This is a genomic window from Luteibacter sp. SVR4-7G (assembly GCF_056755555.1).
The window spans coordinates 19,328-35,489 of sequence record NZ_JBPGXO010000044.1 but is presented as its reverse complement, the minus strand read 5'-3'; the positions used below and the strand labels follow the sequence as shown (position 1 = coordinate 35,489).

21 protein-coding genes are annotated in these 16,162 nt (G+C 67.6%); 14 read left to right on the top strand and 7 right to left on the bottom strand.

Annotation, left to right across the window (positions count from 1 at the left end; genetic code table 11):
- Positions 1-71: 71 nt before the first annotated feature.
- Entirely contained in the window at positions 72-455 is a 384-nt protein-coding gene (locus ACR9ZH_RS15325; RefSeq protein ID WP_481291625.1) for a DUF423 domain-containing protein, read from the bottom strand.
- Between the two features lie 80 nt (positions 456-535).
- Between ACR9ZH_RS15325 and ACR9ZH_RS15320 the strand changes: the two genes are divergently transcribed.
- The gene (locus ACR9ZH_RS15320; RefSeq protein ID WP_481291624.1) at positions 536-1,153 is read left to right on the top strand and encodes an SCO family protein; all 618 of its coding nucleotides are present in this window, start codon (positions 536-538) and stop codon (positions 1,151-1,153) included.
- On the top strand, positions 1,150-1,593 hold the full coding sequence (locus tag ACR9ZH_RS15315) for a copper chaperone PCu(A)C (RefSeq protein ID WP_481291623.1): 444 nt from the start codon (positions 1,150-1,152) through the stop codon (positions 1,591-1,593). Before ACR9ZH_RS15320 ends, ACR9ZH_RS15315 begins: the two co-directional genes overlap by 4 nt.
- Here ACR9ZH_RS15315 and ACR9ZH_RS15310 read toward each other — a convergent pair.
- From ACR9ZH_RS15310 to ACR9ZH_RS15300, 3 genes are read right to left on the bottom strand one after another with little or no spacing between them, the layout of a single operon-like run.
- Positions 1,590-1,859 carry an acylphosphatase gene (locus tag ACR9ZH_RS15310; protein WP_481291622.1) on the bottom strand — a complete coding sequence of 90 codons (270 nt, stop codon included), beginning with the start codon at positions 1,857-1,859 and terminating at the stop codon, positions 1,590-1,592. The genes ACR9ZH_RS15315 and ACR9ZH_RS15310 overlap by 4 nt on opposite strands.
- 1 nt (position 1,860) lies before the next feature.
- Entirely contained in the window at positions 1,861-2,328 is a 468-nt protein-coding gene (locus tag ACR9ZH_RS15305; protein WP_481291621.1) for a TlpA family protein disulfide reductase, read from the bottom strand.
- On the bottom strand, positions 2,325-3,596 hold the full coding sequence (locus tag ACR9ZH_RS15300; protein ID WP_481291620.1) for a YihY family inner membrane protein: 1,272 nt from the start codon (positions 3,594-3,596) through the stop codon (positions 2,325-2,327). The genes ACR9ZH_RS15305 and ACR9ZH_RS15300 overlap by 4 nt, the downstream gene beginning before the upstream one ends.
- Positions 3,597-3,677: 81 nt before the next feature.
- Between ACR9ZH_RS15300 and wrbA the strand changes: the two genes are divergently transcribed.
- Genes wrbA through ACR9ZH_RS15280 form a run of 4 tightly spaced genes read left to right on the top strand, consistent with a single transcriptional unit; the run spans position 3,678 to position 6,822 of the window.
- The gene (gene wrbA, locus ACR9ZH_RS15295; protein WP_481291619.1) at positions 3,678-4,280 is read left to right on the top strand and encodes an NAD(P)H:quinone oxidoreductase; all 603 of its coding nucleotides are present in this window, start codon (positions 3,678-3,680) and stop codon (positions 4,278-4,280) included.
- Positions 4,277-4,603, top strand: coding sequence for a DUF2069 domain-containing protein (locus ACR9ZH_RS15290; RefSeq protein WP_481291618.1), 327 nt, complete (start codon positions 4,277-4,279; stop codon positions 4,601-4,603). Before wrbA ends, ACR9ZH_RS15290 begins: the two co-directional genes overlap by 4 nt.
- A 49-nt stretch (positions 4,604-4,652) precedes the next feature.
- Positions 4,653-6,299 (top strand): acyl-CoA dehydrogenase family protein, encoded by a 1,647-nt coding sequence (locus ACR9ZH_RS15285; RefSeq protein WP_481291617.1) that lies wholly within the window; start codon positions 4,653-4,655, stop codon positions 6,297-6,299.
- Between the two features lie 37 nt (positions 6,300-6,336).
- Positions 6,337-6,822, top strand: coding sequence for an asparaginase domain-containing protein (locus tag ACR9ZH_RS15280; protein ID WP_481291616.1), 486 nt, complete (start codon positions 6,337-6,339; stop codon positions 6,820-6,822).
- 10 nt (positions 6,823-6,832) lie between these two features.
- Here the strand turns inward: ACR9ZH_RS15280 and ACR9ZH_RS15275 are convergent, their stop codons facing one another.
- Both ACR9ZH_RS15275 and ACR9ZH_RS15270 read right to left on the bottom strand, forming a co-directional pair.
- Positions 6,833-8,152, bottom strand: a complete 1,320-nt coding sequence (locus ACR9ZH_RS15275) for a S8 family peptidase (RefSeq protein ID WP_481291615.1) — start codon at positions 8,150-8,152, stop codon at positions 6,833-6,835.
- Positions 8,153-8,392: 240 nt separating this feature from the next.
- Complete coding sequence (locus tag ACR9ZH_RS15270) at positions 8,393-10,198, bottom strand: M4 family metallopeptidase (RefSeq protein ID WP_481291614.1); 1,806 nt, start codon at positions 10,196-10,198, stop codon at positions 8,393-8,395.
- Positions 10,199-10,436: 238 nt separating this feature from the next.
- On the opposite strand from ACR9ZH_RS15270, the gene ACR9ZH_RS15265 reads away from it, so the two are divergent.
- Positions 10,437-10,892 (top strand): DUF4279 domain-containing protein, encoded by a 456-nt coding sequence (locus ACR9ZH_RS15265; RefSeq protein WP_481291613.1) that lies wholly within the window; start codon positions 10,437-10,439, stop codon positions 10,890-10,892.
- On the opposite strand, the gene sufT is transcribed toward ACR9ZH_RS15265, so the two are convergent.
- Entirely contained in the window at positions 10,872-11,429 is a 558-nt protein-coding gene (gene sufT, locus ACR9ZH_RS15260; protein ID WP_481291612.1) for a putative Fe-S cluster assembly protein SufT, read from the bottom strand. The two genes, ACR9ZH_RS15265 and sufT, sit on opposite strands and share 21 nt — an antisense overlap.
- Before the next feature lie 140 nt (positions 11,430-11,569).
- Here sufT and ACR9ZH_RS15255 point away from each other — a divergent pair, with 140 nt between their 5' ends.
- From ACR9ZH_RS15255 to ACR9ZH_RS15225, 7 genes are all read left to right on the top strand, one after another.
- Complete coding sequence (locus ACR9ZH_RS15255; protein WP_481291611.1) at positions 11,570-12,037, top strand: hypothetical protein; 468 nt, start codon at positions 11,570-11,572, stop codon at positions 12,035-12,037.
- 99 nt (positions 12,038-12,136) lie between these two features.
- Positions 12,137-12,760, top strand: coding sequence for an RNA polymerase sigma factor (locus ACR9ZH_RS15250; RefSeq protein WP_481291610.1), 624 nt, complete (start codon positions 12,137-12,139; stop codon positions 12,758-12,760).
- On the top strand, positions 12,757-13,128 hold the full coding sequence (locus ACR9ZH_RS15245) for a hypothetical protein (RefSeq protein ID WP_481291609.1): 372 nt from the start codon (positions 12,757-12,759) through the stop codon (positions 13,126-13,128). The genes ACR9ZH_RS15250 and ACR9ZH_RS15245 overlap by 4 nt, the downstream gene beginning before the upstream one ends.
- Positions 13,129-13,133: 5 nt before the next feature.
- On the top strand, positions 13,134-13,673 hold the full coding sequence (locus ACR9ZH_RS15240) for a DUF3106 domain-containing protein (protein ID WP_481291608.1): 540 nt from the start codon (positions 13,134-13,136) through the stop codon (positions 13,671-13,673).
- 133 nt (positions 13,674-13,806) lie between these two features.
- The gene (locus ACR9ZH_RS15235) at positions 13,807-14,373 is read left to right on the top strand and encodes a nitroreductase family protein (RefSeq protein ID WP_481291607.1); all 567 of its coding nucleotides are present in this window, start codon (positions 13,807-13,809) and stop codon (positions 14,371-14,373) included.
- Positions 14,361-15,260 carry a 5'-3' exonuclease gene (locus ACR9ZH_RS15230; RefSeq protein ID WP_481291606.1) on the top strand — a complete coding sequence of 300 codons (900 nt, stop codon included), beginning with the start codon at positions 14,361-14,363 and terminating at the stop codon, positions 15,258-15,260. The genes ACR9ZH_RS15235 and ACR9ZH_RS15230 overlap by 13 nt, the downstream gene beginning before the upstream one ends.
- Before the next feature lie 193 nt (positions 15,261-15,453).
- Positions 15,454-16,038 (top strand): NUDIX hydrolase, encoded by a 585-nt coding sequence (locus ACR9ZH_RS15225; RefSeq protein WP_481291605.1) that lies wholly within the window; start codon positions 15,454-15,456, stop codon positions 16,036-16,038.
- Positions 16,039-16,162: the final 124 nt, after the last annotated feature.

Here is a 16,162-nt window from a genome sequence, read left to right as displayed (position 1 = left end):
TTTGAGTACCCACACGTCGGTGCGCCAGCTCCTAGGGTCGGCCTCAAAAGATGTCGCGCGCAGGCGCGCTCCTACATTGGTGGCTTGGTGCGGAGTGCGGATATGAGGGCCAGCCATCCTGCGATGAATGCCACGCCGCCCACGGGCGTGATGACGCCGACGATGCGCGGCGCGCCAAGCGCCAGCGCGTAGAGGCTTCCCGAGAACAGCACGATCCCCGTGGCGAACAGGCCTATGGCGAGCTTGCGCGCCCGCCCTTCCGGCAGTCCGGCGACCGCCACGAACAGCGCGAGCGCATGCCAGAAGTGGTACTCCACGCCGGTATGCCATGTGCCCAGCGCGGCGGCATCGAGCGTGCCGCGCAAGGCATGCGCGCCGAATGCGCCGAAGATCACCGCCGAGGCGCCGGCCACGCCGACGAGAAGCGCAGCGCTCTTGCTGACAGGTTGTCGCATGCGCGGGAATTCCTCAAAAGGCGTGCCTGCGCGCCGGCACGTGTGGCGTATCCTGCGCAGGATATCTCGCGGAGCGTCGCATGAAGCCATCCACCTGCCGCCGGGCCTTCGTGGTCCTGTTCGCCATCCTCGCCATGGCGTCGCTGGCCGCCTGCCAGCGCGAACCGCAGCCGGAATGGCGGCTCAACGATGTGTCGGGCCATCTTCCCGACCTCGACTTCAAGCTCACCGACGACAACGGCAAGACAGTCACCGGTGCGGATTACAAGGGCAAGGTGGTGCTCATGTACTTCGGCTACACCCATTGCCCGGACGTCTGCCCGCTCACCCTCACCCAGTTGCATGTAGTCCTGGATCGCCTGGGACCGCCCGCCGACAACGTGCGCATCCTCTTCGTCAGCGTCGATCCCGCGCGCGACACGCCGGCCGTGATGCACGCCTACGTCAACGCCTTCGACAAGCGCGCCGTGGGCCTGGTCGGATCGAACGCGGCCGTCGAAGCCCTGGCCAAGCGCTATCGGTCCGCCTTCACCCGCGAGCCGGATCGCGGCGACGGCAATTACGAAGTCAGCCACAGCTCGGCCATCTACTTCTTCGACGCCAACGGCAAGGCCCGCCTACTCGCCACGCCGTCCGCGTCGCAGGACGACATCGTCCACGACCTGCACCTGCTCACTTCGCTGGAGGCACGCCCATGATCCGTTCCCTCGCTCTGGCCCTCCTCCTCGTTTCCGGCACCGCGGGCGCATCGGATGCCGCGAACGTCGCCGTGAAGGACGGTTGGGTACGCGTATTGCCGGGTGGCCTGCCTGCCGGCGGCTACCTCACCCTAGAGAACCGCTCCGATCGCGCCCTGGCCGTCGTGGGCGCGGAAAGCCCGGACTACGCCAGCACCATGATCCATCGCAGCAGCACGGAAGGCGGCATGGGCCGCATGGAGATGGTGGACAGCGTGGCCTTGCCCGCGAAGGGCAAGCTCGCCTTCACGCCCGGCGGCTACCACGTAATGTTGATGCAGCCTAAGCACCCGGTGAACCCGGGCGACAAAGTGACGGTGACTTTCACCCTGTCCGACGGGGCGAAGATTCCCGCGACGCTTGTGGCCCGCCCGGCGAATGCCAGCGGGCCCACCGATTAGAGGACGCGGAAATCCGCCGGCGCGCCGTGCGCGCCGATAGCTTCGCGGTAAAGCTCGTCGACCTCGGCCAGCGCCGGACCATCGTGCAGCCAGGTCTCCATGCGGTCGATCGCTGTGGGGTCGCCGTAAACCACCACTTCGACGCTGCCGTCGGCGAGGTTCCTGGCGTGCCCGGTGAGTTTCAGGGCGACGGCCTGGTCGCGCGTGGAAGCGCGAAAGAATACGCCCTGCACCTTGCCCCTCGCGACGAACCGCGCGGCTTGCATGTCATTGCCCCTTGGCTATCGCCGCGCTGAGTTTCGCGGCATCCACCGGCCCGACGAAGCGATGGGCCACGTGGCCGTCCGGTGCGACGAGATAGGTGGTGGGCAGGCCCGCCGGCGCGTCGAAGTCCTTCGGCGGCTCGGTGACGTCCACCTGCGCGATGGGATACGTCACCGGGTGCTTGCCCACGAAGGCCTGGATGTCCTTCTTCTCCGTGTCCTCGAAGGCGAGGCCGATGGCGGCGACGTCCTTGCGGCTCGTCACGAAGGCGGAGATATCCGGCATCTCCTTGATGCAGGGCACGCACCAGGTGGCCCAGTAATTGACGATCACCCATTTGCCGCGCTGCGCGGCGAGGTCGAACGGCTTACCGTCGAGCGTGGTGACCTTGAGTTCGGGCTTCGCAGCGGTGGCGGCGACCGCGGGCAGGGAGACGGCCAGGGCGGCGACGGCGAGCAGACGGGCGATCATGCGGGACTATCCTCGGTGGGGACGGGGACTGGCGGGGGCGGGAACAGCTTGTCGAGGCGCGCGCCGAGGGTGGCGTCGAGCGCTTCGGCCAGATTATCCAGCAAGCCGAGCAGCTCCGGTGGAAGTTGGATGTCCAGCCGCCGCACCTGCTCGCGCGGATGCAGCGGAAGACGGTATTGCGTGCAACGGTACACCCGCAGGAGTTCAGTGGCGTCGAGACTGCGGCTGAGCATCCATCCGCCGCTCTCGCAGCGCTGGATCATGTCGGCCCGCTGCAGGTCGTCGAAATAACATGCGATGACGCTTGTCGGGAGATAGGGCTCGCGCAGGCGGATGGTGGCGGGATCCACGCTGTCGCCGGTGCGCTGCGCATCGACGAAGTGCTGCAGCACCACGAGCAGGCCGATGAACTCCGCACCTTCGGGCAAGGCTTCCTGCGGCACGGTGTACTCGAACGCCGAAATGGACGCGGCGATCGAAGCGCCCAGGATCACGATGATCCAGGACAGGTAGATCCACAGGAGGAAGATCGGGATGGCCGCGAGCGCGCCGTAGATTTCTTCGTAGTTCGGCGAGTTGCGGATGAACTCGGCGAAGCCCCAGCGGGCGAGTTCGAAAAGGATGGCGCCCAGCAACGCGCCGATCGCCGCGTGCCGCCACGAGATGCGCCGGTTCGGCACCATGGTGTACATGAGCATCAGGGTGACGAAGGTGATGACGAACGGCGCCAGGTTGAGCAGGCGGCTCTGCGTGGCGAGCTGGTCGGCCGCCTGGTGCAGCAGCGGAAAGGCGGCGATGTACGAAGACAAGGCGAGGCCACCCACGATGAGGACGGGACCGAGGGTCAGCGCGGCCCAGTAGAGCAACAGGCGCGACGTCCAGCCACGCGGCTTGCGCACACGCCAGATGCGGTTGAGGCGGTCCTCGATGCTGATCATCATCGACACGGCACTGAACAGCATGACGAGGATGGAGATGCCGGTCAGCTGGCTCGCCTTCTCGGCGAACGCAAGCATGTATTCCTGGATCTTCATGCCGGTCGCCGGCACGAAGTTCTGGAAGGCGTAGTTCGCCAGCGAACCGCGCCATTCTGCGAACACCGGAAACGCGGAAAGGACCGCGAAAACCGCCACCGTGAGCGGCACCAGCGAGACCAGGGTGGTGTACGAAAGGGCACCGGCCGTCTCGAAGCACTTGTCGTCGACGAAGCGCAGCCAGGTGAAACGCGTGAAGCTCAGCGCGCGGTCGCGGTCGAGGCGCAGCGGCATGTCCATCCTCATCGAAGTCCCGAACGATTGGGAACGCGTGGCAGTTCTGCGAGACTAGCGCCTTCGCAAAGGCACCCATCCATGTCCCACGACGTCCTCGTACTCTACTACAGCCGCAGTGGCCACACGGCCCAGCTCGCTCGCTTCGTCGCCCGCGGCGTGGAGGAGGTGCCCGGGATGCGCGCCAGGTTGCGCCAGGTACCCCCGGTCGCGCCCGTTACGGAAACGGCCATGCCGCCCGAACCTGAGGAAGGCGCCCCGTACGTCACGCGCGCCGACCTGGTCGAATGCGTGGCGATGGCCATGGGAAGCCCCACCCGCTTCGGCAACATGGCTGCGCCCCTCAAGTACTTCCTCGACACTACGGGCGCCGAATGGGCGTCGGGCGCCCTCGCCGGCAAACCCGCCGCGCTGTTCACCTCGACCAGCACGATGCATGGCGGCCAGGAAGCAACCCTGCTCTCGATGGCCCTGCCCCTGCTCCACCACGGCATGCTGATCGTGGGCATCCCCTATACGGAGCCCGCACTTACCAGCACGCTCACGGGCGGCACGCCCTACGGCGCCAGCCACGTCTCGGGCTCGCGCGGCGACAACGGCATCAGCGAGCACGAGCGCGAACTGGCGCGGGCCTTGGGCAAGCGCCTGGCCGACGTCGCCCGCCGGCTGAGCACCCCCGCGTGAGCCGCGTGCAGCGCACCGGCTTGGCGGCGTGGGCTGGCCTGCTCTTGGTCCAGGTGCTCTGGTACACGATGTACCCACCCGTCTCGATCCCCGCGTGGGTAGCGCTGGCACTCACCGTGCCACCCCTGCTGCTGCCGCTGCTGGCACTGCCGAACGTCACCCGCGCCCTGCTTTGGGTAGGCATCCTTGCCTTGTTCTATTTCTGCCACGGCGTGTCGGAAGCGTGGAGCTCCACCGGCGACCGCTGGCTGGCTTTCATTGAAATCGCCCTGACCCTGCTGCTGATCGGCAGCCTCGGCGTAGGCGTCCGCCGGCGCCGGTAAAGGGTGTTTGTGGCAGGCTAGGTGCATCGCCGATGCCCAGGACGCCACGATGGAATTCGTACAGGACGCACCCCGCCTCGCGCATCCCTTCCGCGACGACCGCGTGCTGAACGGCTGGCTGGCGCATACGCTGCCTGCCGAACGGCTGGCGGCGATGCGTCCGGACCTCGAAGCACTCGCCGACTACGCGGTCATGGCCTGGGAGCGGCGCGGCCGCACGCCGCGCACCGAGCCCGTGTTGACCCAATGGGATGCCTGGGGCTCCCGCGTCGACCGGATCGCCCTGACCCCCGCCTGGGAAGAAGGCCCCGGGATCACGACGAAACACGCGGTGCTGGCCGCGGGCCACGCGGGCACGCCGTGGGCACGCGTGGAAGAATTCGCCCGCGTCTACCTCTACCACGTCGCCAGCGAGTTCTATTGCTGCCCGCTCGCGATGACCGATGGCGCCGCCACCGCGCTGCATGCTTCCGGCAACAAGCCGCTCATCGAACGTGCCCTGCCGCGTTTCCTCAGCCGTGATCCGGCGACGTTCTGGCTATCCGGGCAATGGATGACCGAAACCCCGGGCGGATCGGACGTCGGACGCACGGAAACGGTGGCGCGCCAGGATGCGGACGGGCAATGGCGCCTGTACGGGCGCAAGTGGTTCAGTTCGGCCGTGGTGGGTGAAGCGGCGCTCGCGCTCGCACGTCCGGAGGGCGCGGGCAGCGGTACCGCCGCGCTGGCGCTGTTCTACGTCGAGACGAAGGACGAACACGGCGCATGGCGTAGCATCACCATCGATCGCCTTAAGAAAAAACTGGGCACGCATGAGCTGCCCACCGCGGAGATCCATCTCGACGGCCTGCCGGCGACGCCCGTGGGGCCGCTCGACCACGGCGTGCGCCAGATCGCGCCGATGCTCAACGTCACCCGTACATGGAACGCCGTCTGCGCAGTGGCGAGCATGGCCCGCGCCATCTCCCTCGCCCGTGACTACGCCACGCGGCGCCGCGTCTTCGGCACGCGCCTGATCGAGCAGCCACTGCATGCGCGCACCCTGGCCGACATGCAGGCCGAATACGAAGCCGCGTTCTCGCTCACTTTCTTCGTGGCCGAGTTGCTCGGCCGCGTAGAACACGGCGAAAGCGTGGTGCACGAGGCCGCCCTGCTTCGCCTGCTGACCCCGCTGGCGAAGCTGTGGACGGCGAAGGTGTCCATCCGCGTTTGCTCCGAGGCGCTGGAATGCTTCGGCGGCGCGGGCTATATCGAGGACACAGGACTGCCGCAGCTGCTCCGCGACGCCCAGGTGTACGCGATCTGGGAAGGCACGACGAACATCCTGTCGCTCGACATGCTGCGCGCGCTTTCCGCCGGCCTCGCACCGCTCCGCCAGTCGGTGGACGAACTGGTGCCGGAAGACGGCAGCGCCGGGCGCGCCACCCTCGTCGCCACGCTGGATGCCGCTGAATCCCTGCTAGGCGACATCGCGGCCGACCGCGCGTCGCTGGAGGCTTCGGCGCGGGGCCTGGCCTTCACCCTGGCCCGGACCATGGCTGCCGCCTTGCTGTTGCGGTCGGCACGCTGGGCGGCCGCCAGCGGCGATCCACGGCCCGCGGCCGCCAGCCGGCGCTTTCTCTCGCGGGGCCTGGACCGCCTCGCGCTGCCGGAGAACGAAGATGACGCCCTGCTGGCCTCGGACCGCGGGATGTAGAATGGCGGCCCGCTCCACCCGCTCTCCAGGCCTGACCATGCAGCAACTGACCATCGTGACCACCGGCGGCACGATCGACAAGGTGTATTTCGACGACAAGTCGGACTACCAGATCGGCTCCCCCCAGATCGGCGAGATCCTTCACCAGCTGGGCGTGGCGTTCCGTTTCGACGTGATTCCCATCCTGCGCAAGGACAGCCTGCACGTGACCGACGAAGACCGTGCGCTGATCCGCAGCACGATCGAGGCGCAGCCGCATCGGCACGTGCTGGTCACCCATGGCACGGACACGATGGTGGAAACCGCGCGCGTGCTCGCCGACATCCCGGGCAAGGTCATCGTGCTCACCGGCGCGCTCAACCCGGCCCGCTTCCAGGGTTCGGATGCCGTGTTCAACATCGGCTGCGCCGTCGGCGCCGTGCAGACGTTGCCGGACGGCGTGTATATCGCCATGAACGGCCGCGTCTGGGATCCTGCCACGGTGCGCAAGAACCGCGACGCGAACCGCTTCGAAGCGGTCTGATCGCAGCCGCTCAATAGCGGCCGCGATCCTGCACCACGGCATCCACCGTCGCCCCGGCATCCATCAGGCCCGCACCGCAGCCTTTGGGGCACGGACCGGGCAATGGACGCGCGTTGTCGACCAGTTGCTGCGTCACCTGGTCCACCGTGATGTCCGGGTCGGCTGATCGCATCAGCGCCACCAGCGCGGCCACCTGCGGAGCGGCGACCGACGTGCCGCCGCGATAGGCGAACACCGAACGTTCCCTGCCGCGCTTGCCGGCATCCCACGTGGAAAGGATATCGTCGGCGCCACGCTCGGCCAGGCTGCCTCCGGGTGCGGCCAGGGTCACGCGCTGGCCGAAGTTGGAGTACGGCGCCATGCCGCCGTCCCGCCCCAGCGCGGCGACCGTGATCGCCCCCGGGCAGTTTGCCGGCGTATTCGTGTTGGCGTTCTTCTGCTCGTTGCCGGCCGAGGTGACGATGACGCTGCCGCGCGAGCGAGCCTGCTCGATCGCGTGCGCCAGCGCGAAACCGCAGGCGGCCGTGGTGCCGAGGCTGATGTTGATGACGTCGGCGCGCCGGGCCAGCGACGGCACGCCGGGCACGTCGCCGCCGCTGGCCCAGACGATGGCGTCGGCGAGGTCGGAGGTACGTCCTCCGCACCGGCCCATGACCCGTACGGGAATCAGCTTCGCCTCGGGCGCCAGGCCGATGACGCCGGCCCGGTTCCCCGCCCTCGCCGCAATGAGTCCGGCCACGTGCGTGCCGTGCCAGGTCGAGTCCCTCGGCTGCGACGAGGCGCAGTCACCCGGATCGGTCCAGTTGCCCATGTCGGTGGGGTCCGCGTCGCGGCCGTCGCCATCGCGCGCCTCACCGGCATCGCTGATGAAGTCGTAACCGGGGAGCAGCTGGCCATCGAATTCGGGATGCGGGGTAATGCCTGTATCGAGGACCGCGACGACCGCTCCCGCGCCGCGCGTGTATTTCCACGCGACCTCCGCATCGATGCCTACCTTACGGTCGTGCATGTACCACTGGCGCTTCCATAGGGAATCCACGATGGCCGATGGCGTGAGGAGCAAGTCCTCCTCCACCGAGGTCGCGCCCGGCAGCGCGGCGAGGCGCGATGCGTCGCCGTGCGGCATTTCGAAGACCTCCCCGCCGGCGGCAAGCGAGCGCAGGTGGCGTGCCGCGCTGGCCCGGCCACGGCCGGCCGTATCGGCCGATGCACTCTGGGCGGCACGTGCCGATGCCTCGTCGGCGAAGTGGACGATGTAGCGGGTGGAACCGCCGGCGGCCGGCGCGGACAGGGTAAGCGACGCGAGCGCCATGATCGATGCGGGTCGCATGGGAGCGTTCCTCGGATGTCGCGGAGCACCGCGGAGCCATCACGATAGGTCGCGCCATACCGGTCGAATACGCGCCGAAGCCCGGATGAGGTTGTCGGAATGTGCCGTGTATTCCTGCGGAAGCTCCCGTCACGATGACATCGATCGCTTCAGGTTTTCGCCATGCCTTCTCCGGTGTCGAACGAAGAAGGCCCGGACGTCGCCGCCCGGGCCTTCCTGTCACGCGCCAGCTTCGTAGCGTTACTGCACGGCCTTCAGCGTCACACCCGAATAGCTCGAATAGCCCCGAACCTGGATGTAGTACGTGGCCGCACTGGAGACGCTGATGGTGCAGGTCTCGTTGTTGCCGGAAAGGTAGGGACGGCAGGTGTAAGTCGTCGTGGTCGGCACGGCGCCGCGACGCACGTAGAGGTCGGCATCGCCGGTTCCGCCGTTGATGGTGACCGTCAGGGTGCCGGCTGCCGCGGAGACGGAGTAGTTCTTGGTGGAGCCGCTGCTGCCCGACAGGTTCGTCTGGTTCAGCAACACGGTGCCACCGCCGCCGCCCGAGCAGCTCACGCCCACGCCGCTGAACGCGGACACGACATCGGCCGTGCTGAAGCCCAGGTCGTCGGCCGCATCCGCGACGTCGCAGGCACCGCTGACGAACGTGGAGTTCGGCTGCCAGTACAGCTGGTTGGCACGGGCGAAGGCCTGGAACGCCTTCTGCGTGTTCCAGCCGCTCTTCTGCGCCAGCAGGCAGAACGCCTTGTTGTACACGCCCGAGGAGTAATGCACGTCGAGGCCGTTGTAGTAGTCGGCCGCGTTGTCGATCGAGATGCCGTCCTGGGTCGGATTGCACATGTAGCGCAGCGCACCGTTGCCCTTGAAGATCTCAGCACCCACGAGCCAGTCGTTCGCACCGTTACGATCGTAGAACTCGGCGGTCTCGCCTGCCATGTCCGAGAAAGCCTCGTTCATGCCGCCCGACTGGCCGCTGTAGGTGAGGTTCGAATTCTGTTCGGTGAAGCCATGGCTGATCTCGTGCGAGGTCACGTCCAGCGATACCAGCGGGTAGAAGGTGCTGGCACCGTCGCCGAAGGTCATCGAGCTGCCGTCCCAGAAGGCATTCTCATAGTTGGTGCCGTAGTGCACCTTCATGATCAGCACCTGGTTGTTGTCCAGCGGCGGCACATTCATGTAGGCCTGGTACATATCGTGCACCACGCCACCGAAGTGGTGGGCATCGTTGATCGGGCCATAAGCGCCGTTGGCGGGGGAACCGTTCGAGGTCGGACAGGTGAAGCTCCACAGCGTGCCGCTACCCGAGGTCGCGTGGTTCATGTTGTACGTGCGCACGTAGGTGTTCTGCATCGTGCAGGTGCTGCCCGACTGGGTCACGTTGAGGTAGGGCAGCCCGTTCGCGCCCCAGGTGTACTGGCCCGTCTTCTGGTTGCCGCCCGGACCGGTGGCATTGGCGTAGGCAAGACCGTCCCACTGCTCGATGATCTGCCCGGTGTTGGCGTCGATGATCGCCGTCGGCCGGCTCGGGTGCTCACCGCCGGAGAAGAAGGAAGTGAGGTAGACGAGGCGTGCCGGGGCGCCTTCCTGCGGATAAATGAACAACTCGGCCTTGCTGCTCTCGGGCCGGTTCAGTCCGCTGACGAACGAACTGGACTGCTTGACCAGCAGCGCCACCGCCTGGCTCTTGTCGAAGCGCGGCGTCACCGAGGGAATATCCACCTGCAGGTCGGCCGAAACCACGCCACTGGCGACCAGCGCATTCCCCTGCGCATCCTGCTCCACCGCGATGCTGTGGCCAAAAACCGGCACGCCCTTGTAGGTCTGCTGCATGCGCACCGTGCTTGTTCCATGCACCGTGGCGGCCGAGCTCCTCGCGACGAAGCCGTAGTCGGCGCCGAGGCCGAGCCGCGTGACGAGTTGCGGGGCCGGCGTGGCGCCCAGGTTCTGCGCCCGCAGGGCCTGCTGGGTGGCCGCGCCCGCCGTGGATGCGGCGACGATGGCCAGCGAAGCGGCCAGGAGTTTCAAGCGAACATGACTTGCCATTACGTTCCTCCTCCGGGAATGGGCCGCACGAAGCCATTGCGGCCGTGAGGACCACATTCCGAACGATATGAAGTACGCGCCGTAGCGCGATGCCCGTTGTGACCTTTCGCCCCTACGAAAAGTCGCAGTCAACCTATCGCAAGATCTGGCGGTCGACTACCTAGGGATTTCCCTAGGCCGGGGAAAAACGCGATGCTACGCACGCCAAGACCCACATGAACCTGCGAAAGGACAGCGGATGAGCGTGCCCTCCGATATCGATTCCGACCTCCGGCGATTCACGCCGTCGGTCCGTGCCGCCTTTCGGCTCACCTCGGAACGGCACACGCTGGACCGCCTGCTGACGGAGATCGCGCTGCCCGGGGCGAGCACATGGCAGAAGGGGGAAAGCATCGCCTCGTCGGAACTGCAACGGCGCGCGAACGGCTGGTGCGTCGAGCTGCCCTGGCAACGCACCTACATGCTGGACGGTCCGCTATCGGAGTTACTTGCTGCGCTGGCACCTTGTCGCGACGAGATCGTCCATGCGGTCCGTTCGCTCGAGCTCGACGCTCACTTTGGCCTGCATGTGCGCATGTATGGGCAGGAAGTGCCGGCCTGCCTGTGTTCCCCGGCGAGCATCAGGGCCGTCGCCGCCTACGACGCCTCGCTCGAAGTCAGCATCGTTCCGGGTTCAGAGCATCCCGGTCTCTAGCTTCGCCGCGTCGGACATCATCGAGTGGTTCCACGGCGGATCGAAGACGAGGTCGACATCGGCTTCCATCACCGTAGGGATGATTTCGAGCTTGGTGCGCACGTCATCCACGAGGATGTCGCCCATGCCGCAGCCGGGGGCGGTGAGGGTCATCTTGACGTAGACCTTGCGGCCCCCGTCTTCGCCGGTTTCAAGGCTCACGTCGTAGACGAGCCCCAGTTCCACCACGTTGATGGGGATTTCCGGATCGAAGCAGGTACGCAGCTGCTGCCAAACGAGTTTCTCGACCTCTTCGTCGGAGGCGTCGTCCTGGAGCTCGATCGGTTTCGGCGGTTCCTTGCCCAGGGCGTCGGCATCGTTTCCCGCGATGCGGAACAGGTTGCCTTCCACGTACACGGTGAAGCTGCCACCCAGGGCCTGGGTGATGTAGCCGATCTGCCCGGCCGGGAGCGTGACCGTCTCGCCCTGCGGCACCATGACCGCCTGGCAGTCGCGCTCGAGGGTGAAGGGTTCGCTGCTGAGGCTGAAACCGCTCATTACTGTCCTGTGAGGGCCGGGGGCGCGGCCGCAAAGTCGTTGATTATGCCCCACGGCCCTTTAAGTCGGGGCTGTCGACGCTTCGATCAACTGCTATGGGAAGACGGCTATCATGGCCGCTTTGCCGTCTCCAAGACCCGATGCCCGATCCGAACCGACCTCCCCCGACCGAGCGTTTCCGGATCCCCGGCTTCCTCTTCGGTGTGCTCTGCGCCGCCATGTTCGGCCTCGCCGTAGGCGCGGTGTGGATGCTGCCGTCGATGATGTTCGGCCGCGCCCTGCCGGCCCTCGTCCTGCCAGCGGGCTGGGTGCTGGGGGTGGTGGTGCGCCGCTGGCTGCACTTTCAAGGCGTCGCCGGCGCCGTGCTGGCGGCCGGCGCCACCCTGCTGGCGTCCGCCTATACCGCCTGCCTGGTCGCGGCGGCAGAAATTTCAGGAATGATGGGTATCGGGCTGGCCCAGGCCATGGGCGATGCCGGGCCGTCGATGCTCATCGAACTGGCCCGCCTGTCCCAGGGGCCGGGCGACGTGGCGCTCGCCCTGAGCGGAGCGGCCCTGGCCGCGCTGATCGCCTGGCCTCTCAGAGTGCGTGGCGGCCGCGTCCGCTGACTTCATAACCTATAAATATCAATGCCCGGAAGATATTGCGTCGAACGGGCAGTCAACCGGCGGTCGCCGACCGCGTTTACCGGGAGTGAACCAGGCCGTATGGAGCACGAGGATGCCGAGACCGACGACGCGGAGAAGGCCGTGAACGCCTCGCTCGCGCTCGACAGCGCATCGCTCGAGGATCTGCGCGAGGTACCGGCGAGCATGGACGCCTTCCTGGCCGCCATCGAACGGCGCGCCTGGCGCATGGCAGAGATCCACCTGGGCAACCGCGAGGATGCCCTGGACGCCGTGCAAGACGCGATGCTGAGGCTTGTCCACCACTACGGCGACAAGCCGGCCGGTGAATGGACGCCGCTGTTCTGGGGCATCCTGCGCCGGCGCATCGTCGACCTGCAGCGCCGCCGCAAGGTGCGCTCGATCGTGGTGGGCTGGCTGGGCGGCGGCAAGGACGACGATGGCGACGAGCTTCCCCAGTGGGAGCCCGCCGACGACAGCCCGGATCCCTCGGCGCGGCTGCAGGATTCGCAGGCCTATGCGGACATCGTCGCGGCCCTGCGCAATCTGCCGCGGCGTCAGCGCGAGGCATTCACGCTTCGCATCATGGAAGGCCTGGACGTCGCCGAGACGGCAGCGGCCATGGGCTGCTCCGACGGCAGTGTGAAGACCCATCTTTCGCGCGCGATGCATGCGCTGCGCGATCAACTGGAGGCATGGCGATGAGCCAGCATGATCGGGAACTCGAACGCCGCGCCAGGGACCTGTACCTGCGCGCCAGCCGGGACGTTGATCCGGCCACCGCCGGCCGCCTGCGGGCCGCGCGGCGTACGGCGCTGGCCCGGCCGCTCCATTCCACGGCGCGGCGCCTGCTGCTGCCGGCCGGCGCTTTCGCGGTGCTGGCCCTGGCCACGCTGACCGTCTGGCAGCCGGGCGGCGGCCCGCCCGCACCGGCCATGGTCGCGCAGCCGGGCGACAACGATCCGAACGACCTGCCGCCGGACGCGGACAGCGCCGATCCGGCCCTCTACAAGGACCTCCAGTTCTATAGCTGGCTGGCCTACAACGACACCCCGTCCTCTTCCCGCAAGTGACCGCCATGCGCCGCGCTCCGCTCGCCCTCGCCCTGTTGCTTGCCCTGACGGCGCCGCTTGCCGCGCCGGCGCAGGACCGTCCGCCGCCCCCTGGACAGCAGGCGCCGATGCCGCCGCCGCGCCCGTGGAAGGCGCTGACGCCCGACGAGAAGGACATCCTCGCGCCGCTCGCGCACGACTGGGACACGTTCCCACCCGAGCGCCAGTCGAAGATGCTGGACAAGGCCCAGCGCTGGCGCGGCCTGCCCCCCGAGCGCCGCGCGGAAATCCGCGAGCGCATCGAGCGCTGGCAGCACATGACGCCCGAGGAGCGCGCCGAAGCGCGCCGCAACCGGCAGAAGTTCCAGGACCTCTCGCCGGAACAGCGCGCCAGGCTGCACGATGCGTTCGAGCGCTTCCGCAACCTGCCCCCAGCCCAGCGCCAGGCGCTGATGGACAAATGGGAAAGCCAGTCGCCCGAGCAGCGCCGCGACGCCGTCGATCATCTCGGCCCGAACGACGCGCTCCCGCCTCCGCCGGACGACCGCCGCCAGGGACACCCCTGAGGCGTTCCACGCCGTGTAGGAGCGCGCCTTGCGCGCGACATGTTTTCGCGAAGAGCTACAGGCCCTGTTGCTCCGGGCCTCAAAAAATGTCGCGCGCAAGGCGCGCTCCTACACGGTCCGGTAAACTGGCGGGATGACCGATCTCGCCTTTCTCAACGCCCGCCGCTCCGTGCCTTCGCGCCAGCTCGGCGAACCCGCGCCCGACGACGCCACCCTGCACCGCCTGATCGAGGCCGCGCTGCGCGTGCCAGACCACGGCAAGCTCGCGCCCTTCCGCATCCGCATCCTCCGCGGCGAGGCGAAGCTCGCCTTCGGCCGGACGGTCGCCAGGATCGCGGAAGAAGCGAATCCCGACCTCTCCGAAGCCAAGCGCGAGAAAGAGCGGCACCGCTACGAGCATGCGCCACTCGTGCTCGTCGTCTCCGCGAAGATCGACGACGAGAGCAAGGTGCCCGAAATCGAGCAGACGCTTGCCGCCGGCTGCGTCGCCTACAATCTGCTGCTCGGCGCCCAGGCCCTCGGCTTCGGCGCACAATGGCTCACGGGTTGGGCGGCCTACGACCGCGACGTGGCGAAGCTGCTCGGCATGAAGAAACACGAGCATGTCGTCGGCTTCATCCACGTGGGCACGCCGGCGATGGAAGCTCCGGAGCGTGACCGCCCTTCTTACGGCGACATCGTGAGCGTGTGGACGCCGTGAGTGGAGATTCCCTCGTCCACCTGGTGGACGGCAGCCTGTACGTATTCCGCGCGTGGCATTCCATGCCGGACGAGTTCCACGACCACGATGGCGAGCCGGTCAACGCGGTTCACGGCTTCACGCGCTTTCTCTGCGAACTGCTCGAGCGCAGCCGCGCGGAACACATCGCGGTAGCCTTCGACGCCTCGCTCACCACCTCGTTCCGCAACGCCATCTATCCCGCTTACAAGGCCAACCGCGAGCTGCCGCCGCCACAGCTCGTGCGCCAGTTCGCGCTGTGCCGCGAGATGGCGGCCGCGCTCGGCCTCACCGTGCTGAACGACCACCAGTACGAAGCCGACGATCTCATCGGCAGCGCATTGTGGGGCCTGCGTTCGCATGGTTTCCGCGGCGTGATCGTTTCCGCGGACAAGGACTTCGGCCAGCTGCTCGGCGAATCCGACGAACAGTGGGACTTCGCGAAGAACGTGCGCTGGGGCGCGGCAGGCGTGTTCGAGCGCATGGGCGTGCACCCGCACCAGGTGGCCGACTACCTCGCGCTGTGTGGCGACGCCGTGGACAACATTCCCGGCGTGCCTGGCATCGGCGCCAAGACGGCCGCGGCCTTGCTCGCGCACTTCGGCAGCCTCGACAACATCCTCGAGCGCGTCGACGAGGTGCCCTACCTGCGCATCCGCGGTGCGGCCGCCTGCGCCGCACGGCTGCGCGAGCACGCGGAGCAGGCCCTGCTGTGCCGGCGGCTGACCCGCATCGCCCTGGACATCGCGGTCGCCGAGACCGCCGATGCACTGAGCCGGCGCGCGGGCGATGCGAGCGCCGTCGACGACCTGTGCGAGCGCATCCGCTTCGGACCGCTGACCCGCACCCGCCTCAAAGCCCTGATCTGACTCTTTCACCATGTAGGAGCGCGCCCTGCGCGCGACAGGTTTTCGCGGCTGCCTCCAAGCTGACGCGCCATATCCGGGGCACGGCCTCAAAACCTGTCGCGCGCAGGGCGCGCTCCTACATGGCGTGCACCAACGTCACAAGGCCGCGATACTCTTGAAGGGATACTTCGCCGTCGCCGCCAAGGAGCAGCCCATGCATACAAGCCCGTTGCCGCACGCCTCGCCCGTTCCCGAGGATGCTTCCGCGCCCGAGGAGACGATGTACACGGGCAAGTGGCTGACGCTGAAGAAGCGCGGGCGCTGGGAATATGCGGTGCGCAACAACCCGCGCGGCGCGGTGATCATCCTGGCCGTCACGCCGGAGGACAAGGTGGTCTTCGTCGAGCAGTACCGGGTTTCCATCCTTGCCAACACCATCGAGATGCCCGCCGGCCTGGTCGGCGACATCACCGGCTCCGAGGACGAAGACGTGCTGCTGGCGGCGCGGCGCGAGCTGGAAGAGGAAACCGGCTACGCCTGCGGCCGCATGGAGTTCGTCCACGAGGGCCCTTCGTCGGCGGGCATGAGCACGGAAATGATCGCCTTCGCGCGCGCCTGGGACCTGGTGAAGGTCGGCGAGGGCGGCGGCGACGAGACGGAAAACATCGTCGTTCACGAAGTGCCGCGCACCGAGGCGGGCAAATGGCTGTTCGAACGCGCCAAGGAAGGCTTCTCGATCGATGCCAAGCTGTTCGCGGGGCTGTGGTTCATCGAGCATCCGGATGCGCATATGCGTTGAGGCCGACCTCAAGTCGCTGGGCCCCTGCCTGCGCAGGAGCGGTGGGGCTTGTCGCCCCTGCGCAGGCAGGGGCCCAGCGACTCTGGCCTACAAGCGACTCCGGCGCAGGAAGCGTAAATAAACC

Coding starts and splice junctions, on each gene's coding strand:
- ACR9ZH_RS15325 (WP_481291625.1), bottom strand. CDS start 455: ATGCGACAACCTGTCAGCAAGAGCGCTGCGCTTCTCGTCGGCGTGGCC.
- ACR9ZH_RS15320 (WP_481291624.1), top strand. CDS start 536: ATGAAGCCATCCACCTGCCGCCGGGCCTTCGTGGTCCTGTTCGCCATC.
- ACR9ZH_RS15315 (WP_481291623.1), top strand. CDS start 1,150: ATGATCCGTTCCCTCGCTCTGGCCCTCCTCCTCGTTTCCGGCACCGCG.
- ACR9ZH_RS15310 (WP_481291622.1), bottom strand. CDS start 1,859: ATGCAAGCCGCGCGGTTCGTCGCGAGGGGCAAGGTGCAGGGCGTATTC.
- ACR9ZH_RS15305 (WP_481291621.1), bottom strand. CDS start 2,328: ATGATCGCCCGTCTGCTCGCCGTCGCCGCCCTGGCCGTCTCCCTGCCC.
- ACR9ZH_RS15300 (WP_481291620.1), bottom strand. CDS start 3,596: ATGCCGCTGCGCCTCGACCGCGACCGCGCGCTGAGCTTCACGCGTTTC.
- wrbA (WP_481291619.1), top strand. CDS start 3,678: ATGTCCCACGACGTCCTCGTACTCTACTACAGCCGCAGTGGCCACACG.
- ACR9ZH_RS15285 (WP_481291617.1), top strand. CDS start 4,653: ATGGAATTCGTACAGGACGCACCCCGCCTCGCGCATCCCTTCCGCGAC.
- ACR9ZH_RS15280 (WP_481291616.1), top strand. CDS start 6,337: ATGCAGCAACTGACCATCGTGACCACCGGCGGCACGATCGACAAGGTG.
- ACR9ZH_RS15275 (WP_481291615.1), bottom strand. CDS start 8,152: ATGCGACCCGCATCGATCATGGCGCTCGCGTCGCTTACCCTGTCCGCG.
- ACR9ZH_RS15270 (WP_481291614.1), bottom strand. CDS start 10,198: ATGGCAAGTCATGTTCGCTTGAAACTCCTGGCCGCTTCGCTGGCCATC.
- ACR9ZH_RS15265 (WP_481291613.1), top strand. CDS start 10,437: ATGAGCGTGCCCTCCGATATCGATTCCGACCTCCGGCGATTCACGCCG.
- sufT (WP_481291612.1), bottom strand. CDS start 11,429: ATGAGCGGTTTCAGCCTCAGCAGCGAACCCTTCACCCTCGAGCGCGAC.
- ACR9ZH_RS15255 (WP_481291611.1), top strand. CDS start 11,570: ATGCCCGATCCGAACCGACCTCCCCCGACCGAGCGTTTCCGGATCCCC.
- ACR9ZH_RS15250 (WP_481291610.1), top strand. CDS start 12,137: ATGGAGCACGAGGATGCCGAGACCGACGACGCGGAGAAGGCCGTGAAC.
- ACR9ZH_RS15245 (WP_481291609.1), top strand. CDS start 12,757: ATGAGCCAGCATGATCGGGAACTCGAACGCCGCGCCAGGGACCTGTAC.
- ACR9ZH_RS15240 (WP_481291608.1), top strand. CDS start 13,134: ATGCGCCGCGCTCCGCTCGCCCTCGCCCTGTTGCTTGCCCTGACGGCG.
- ACR9ZH_RS15235 (WP_481291607.1), top strand. CDS start 13,807: ATGACCGATCTCGCCTTTCTCAACGCCCGCCGCTCCGTGCCTTCGCGC.
- ACR9ZH_RS15225 (WP_481291605.1), top strand. CDS start 15,454: ATGCATACAAGCCCGTTGCCGCACGCCTCGCCCGTTCCCGAGGATGCT.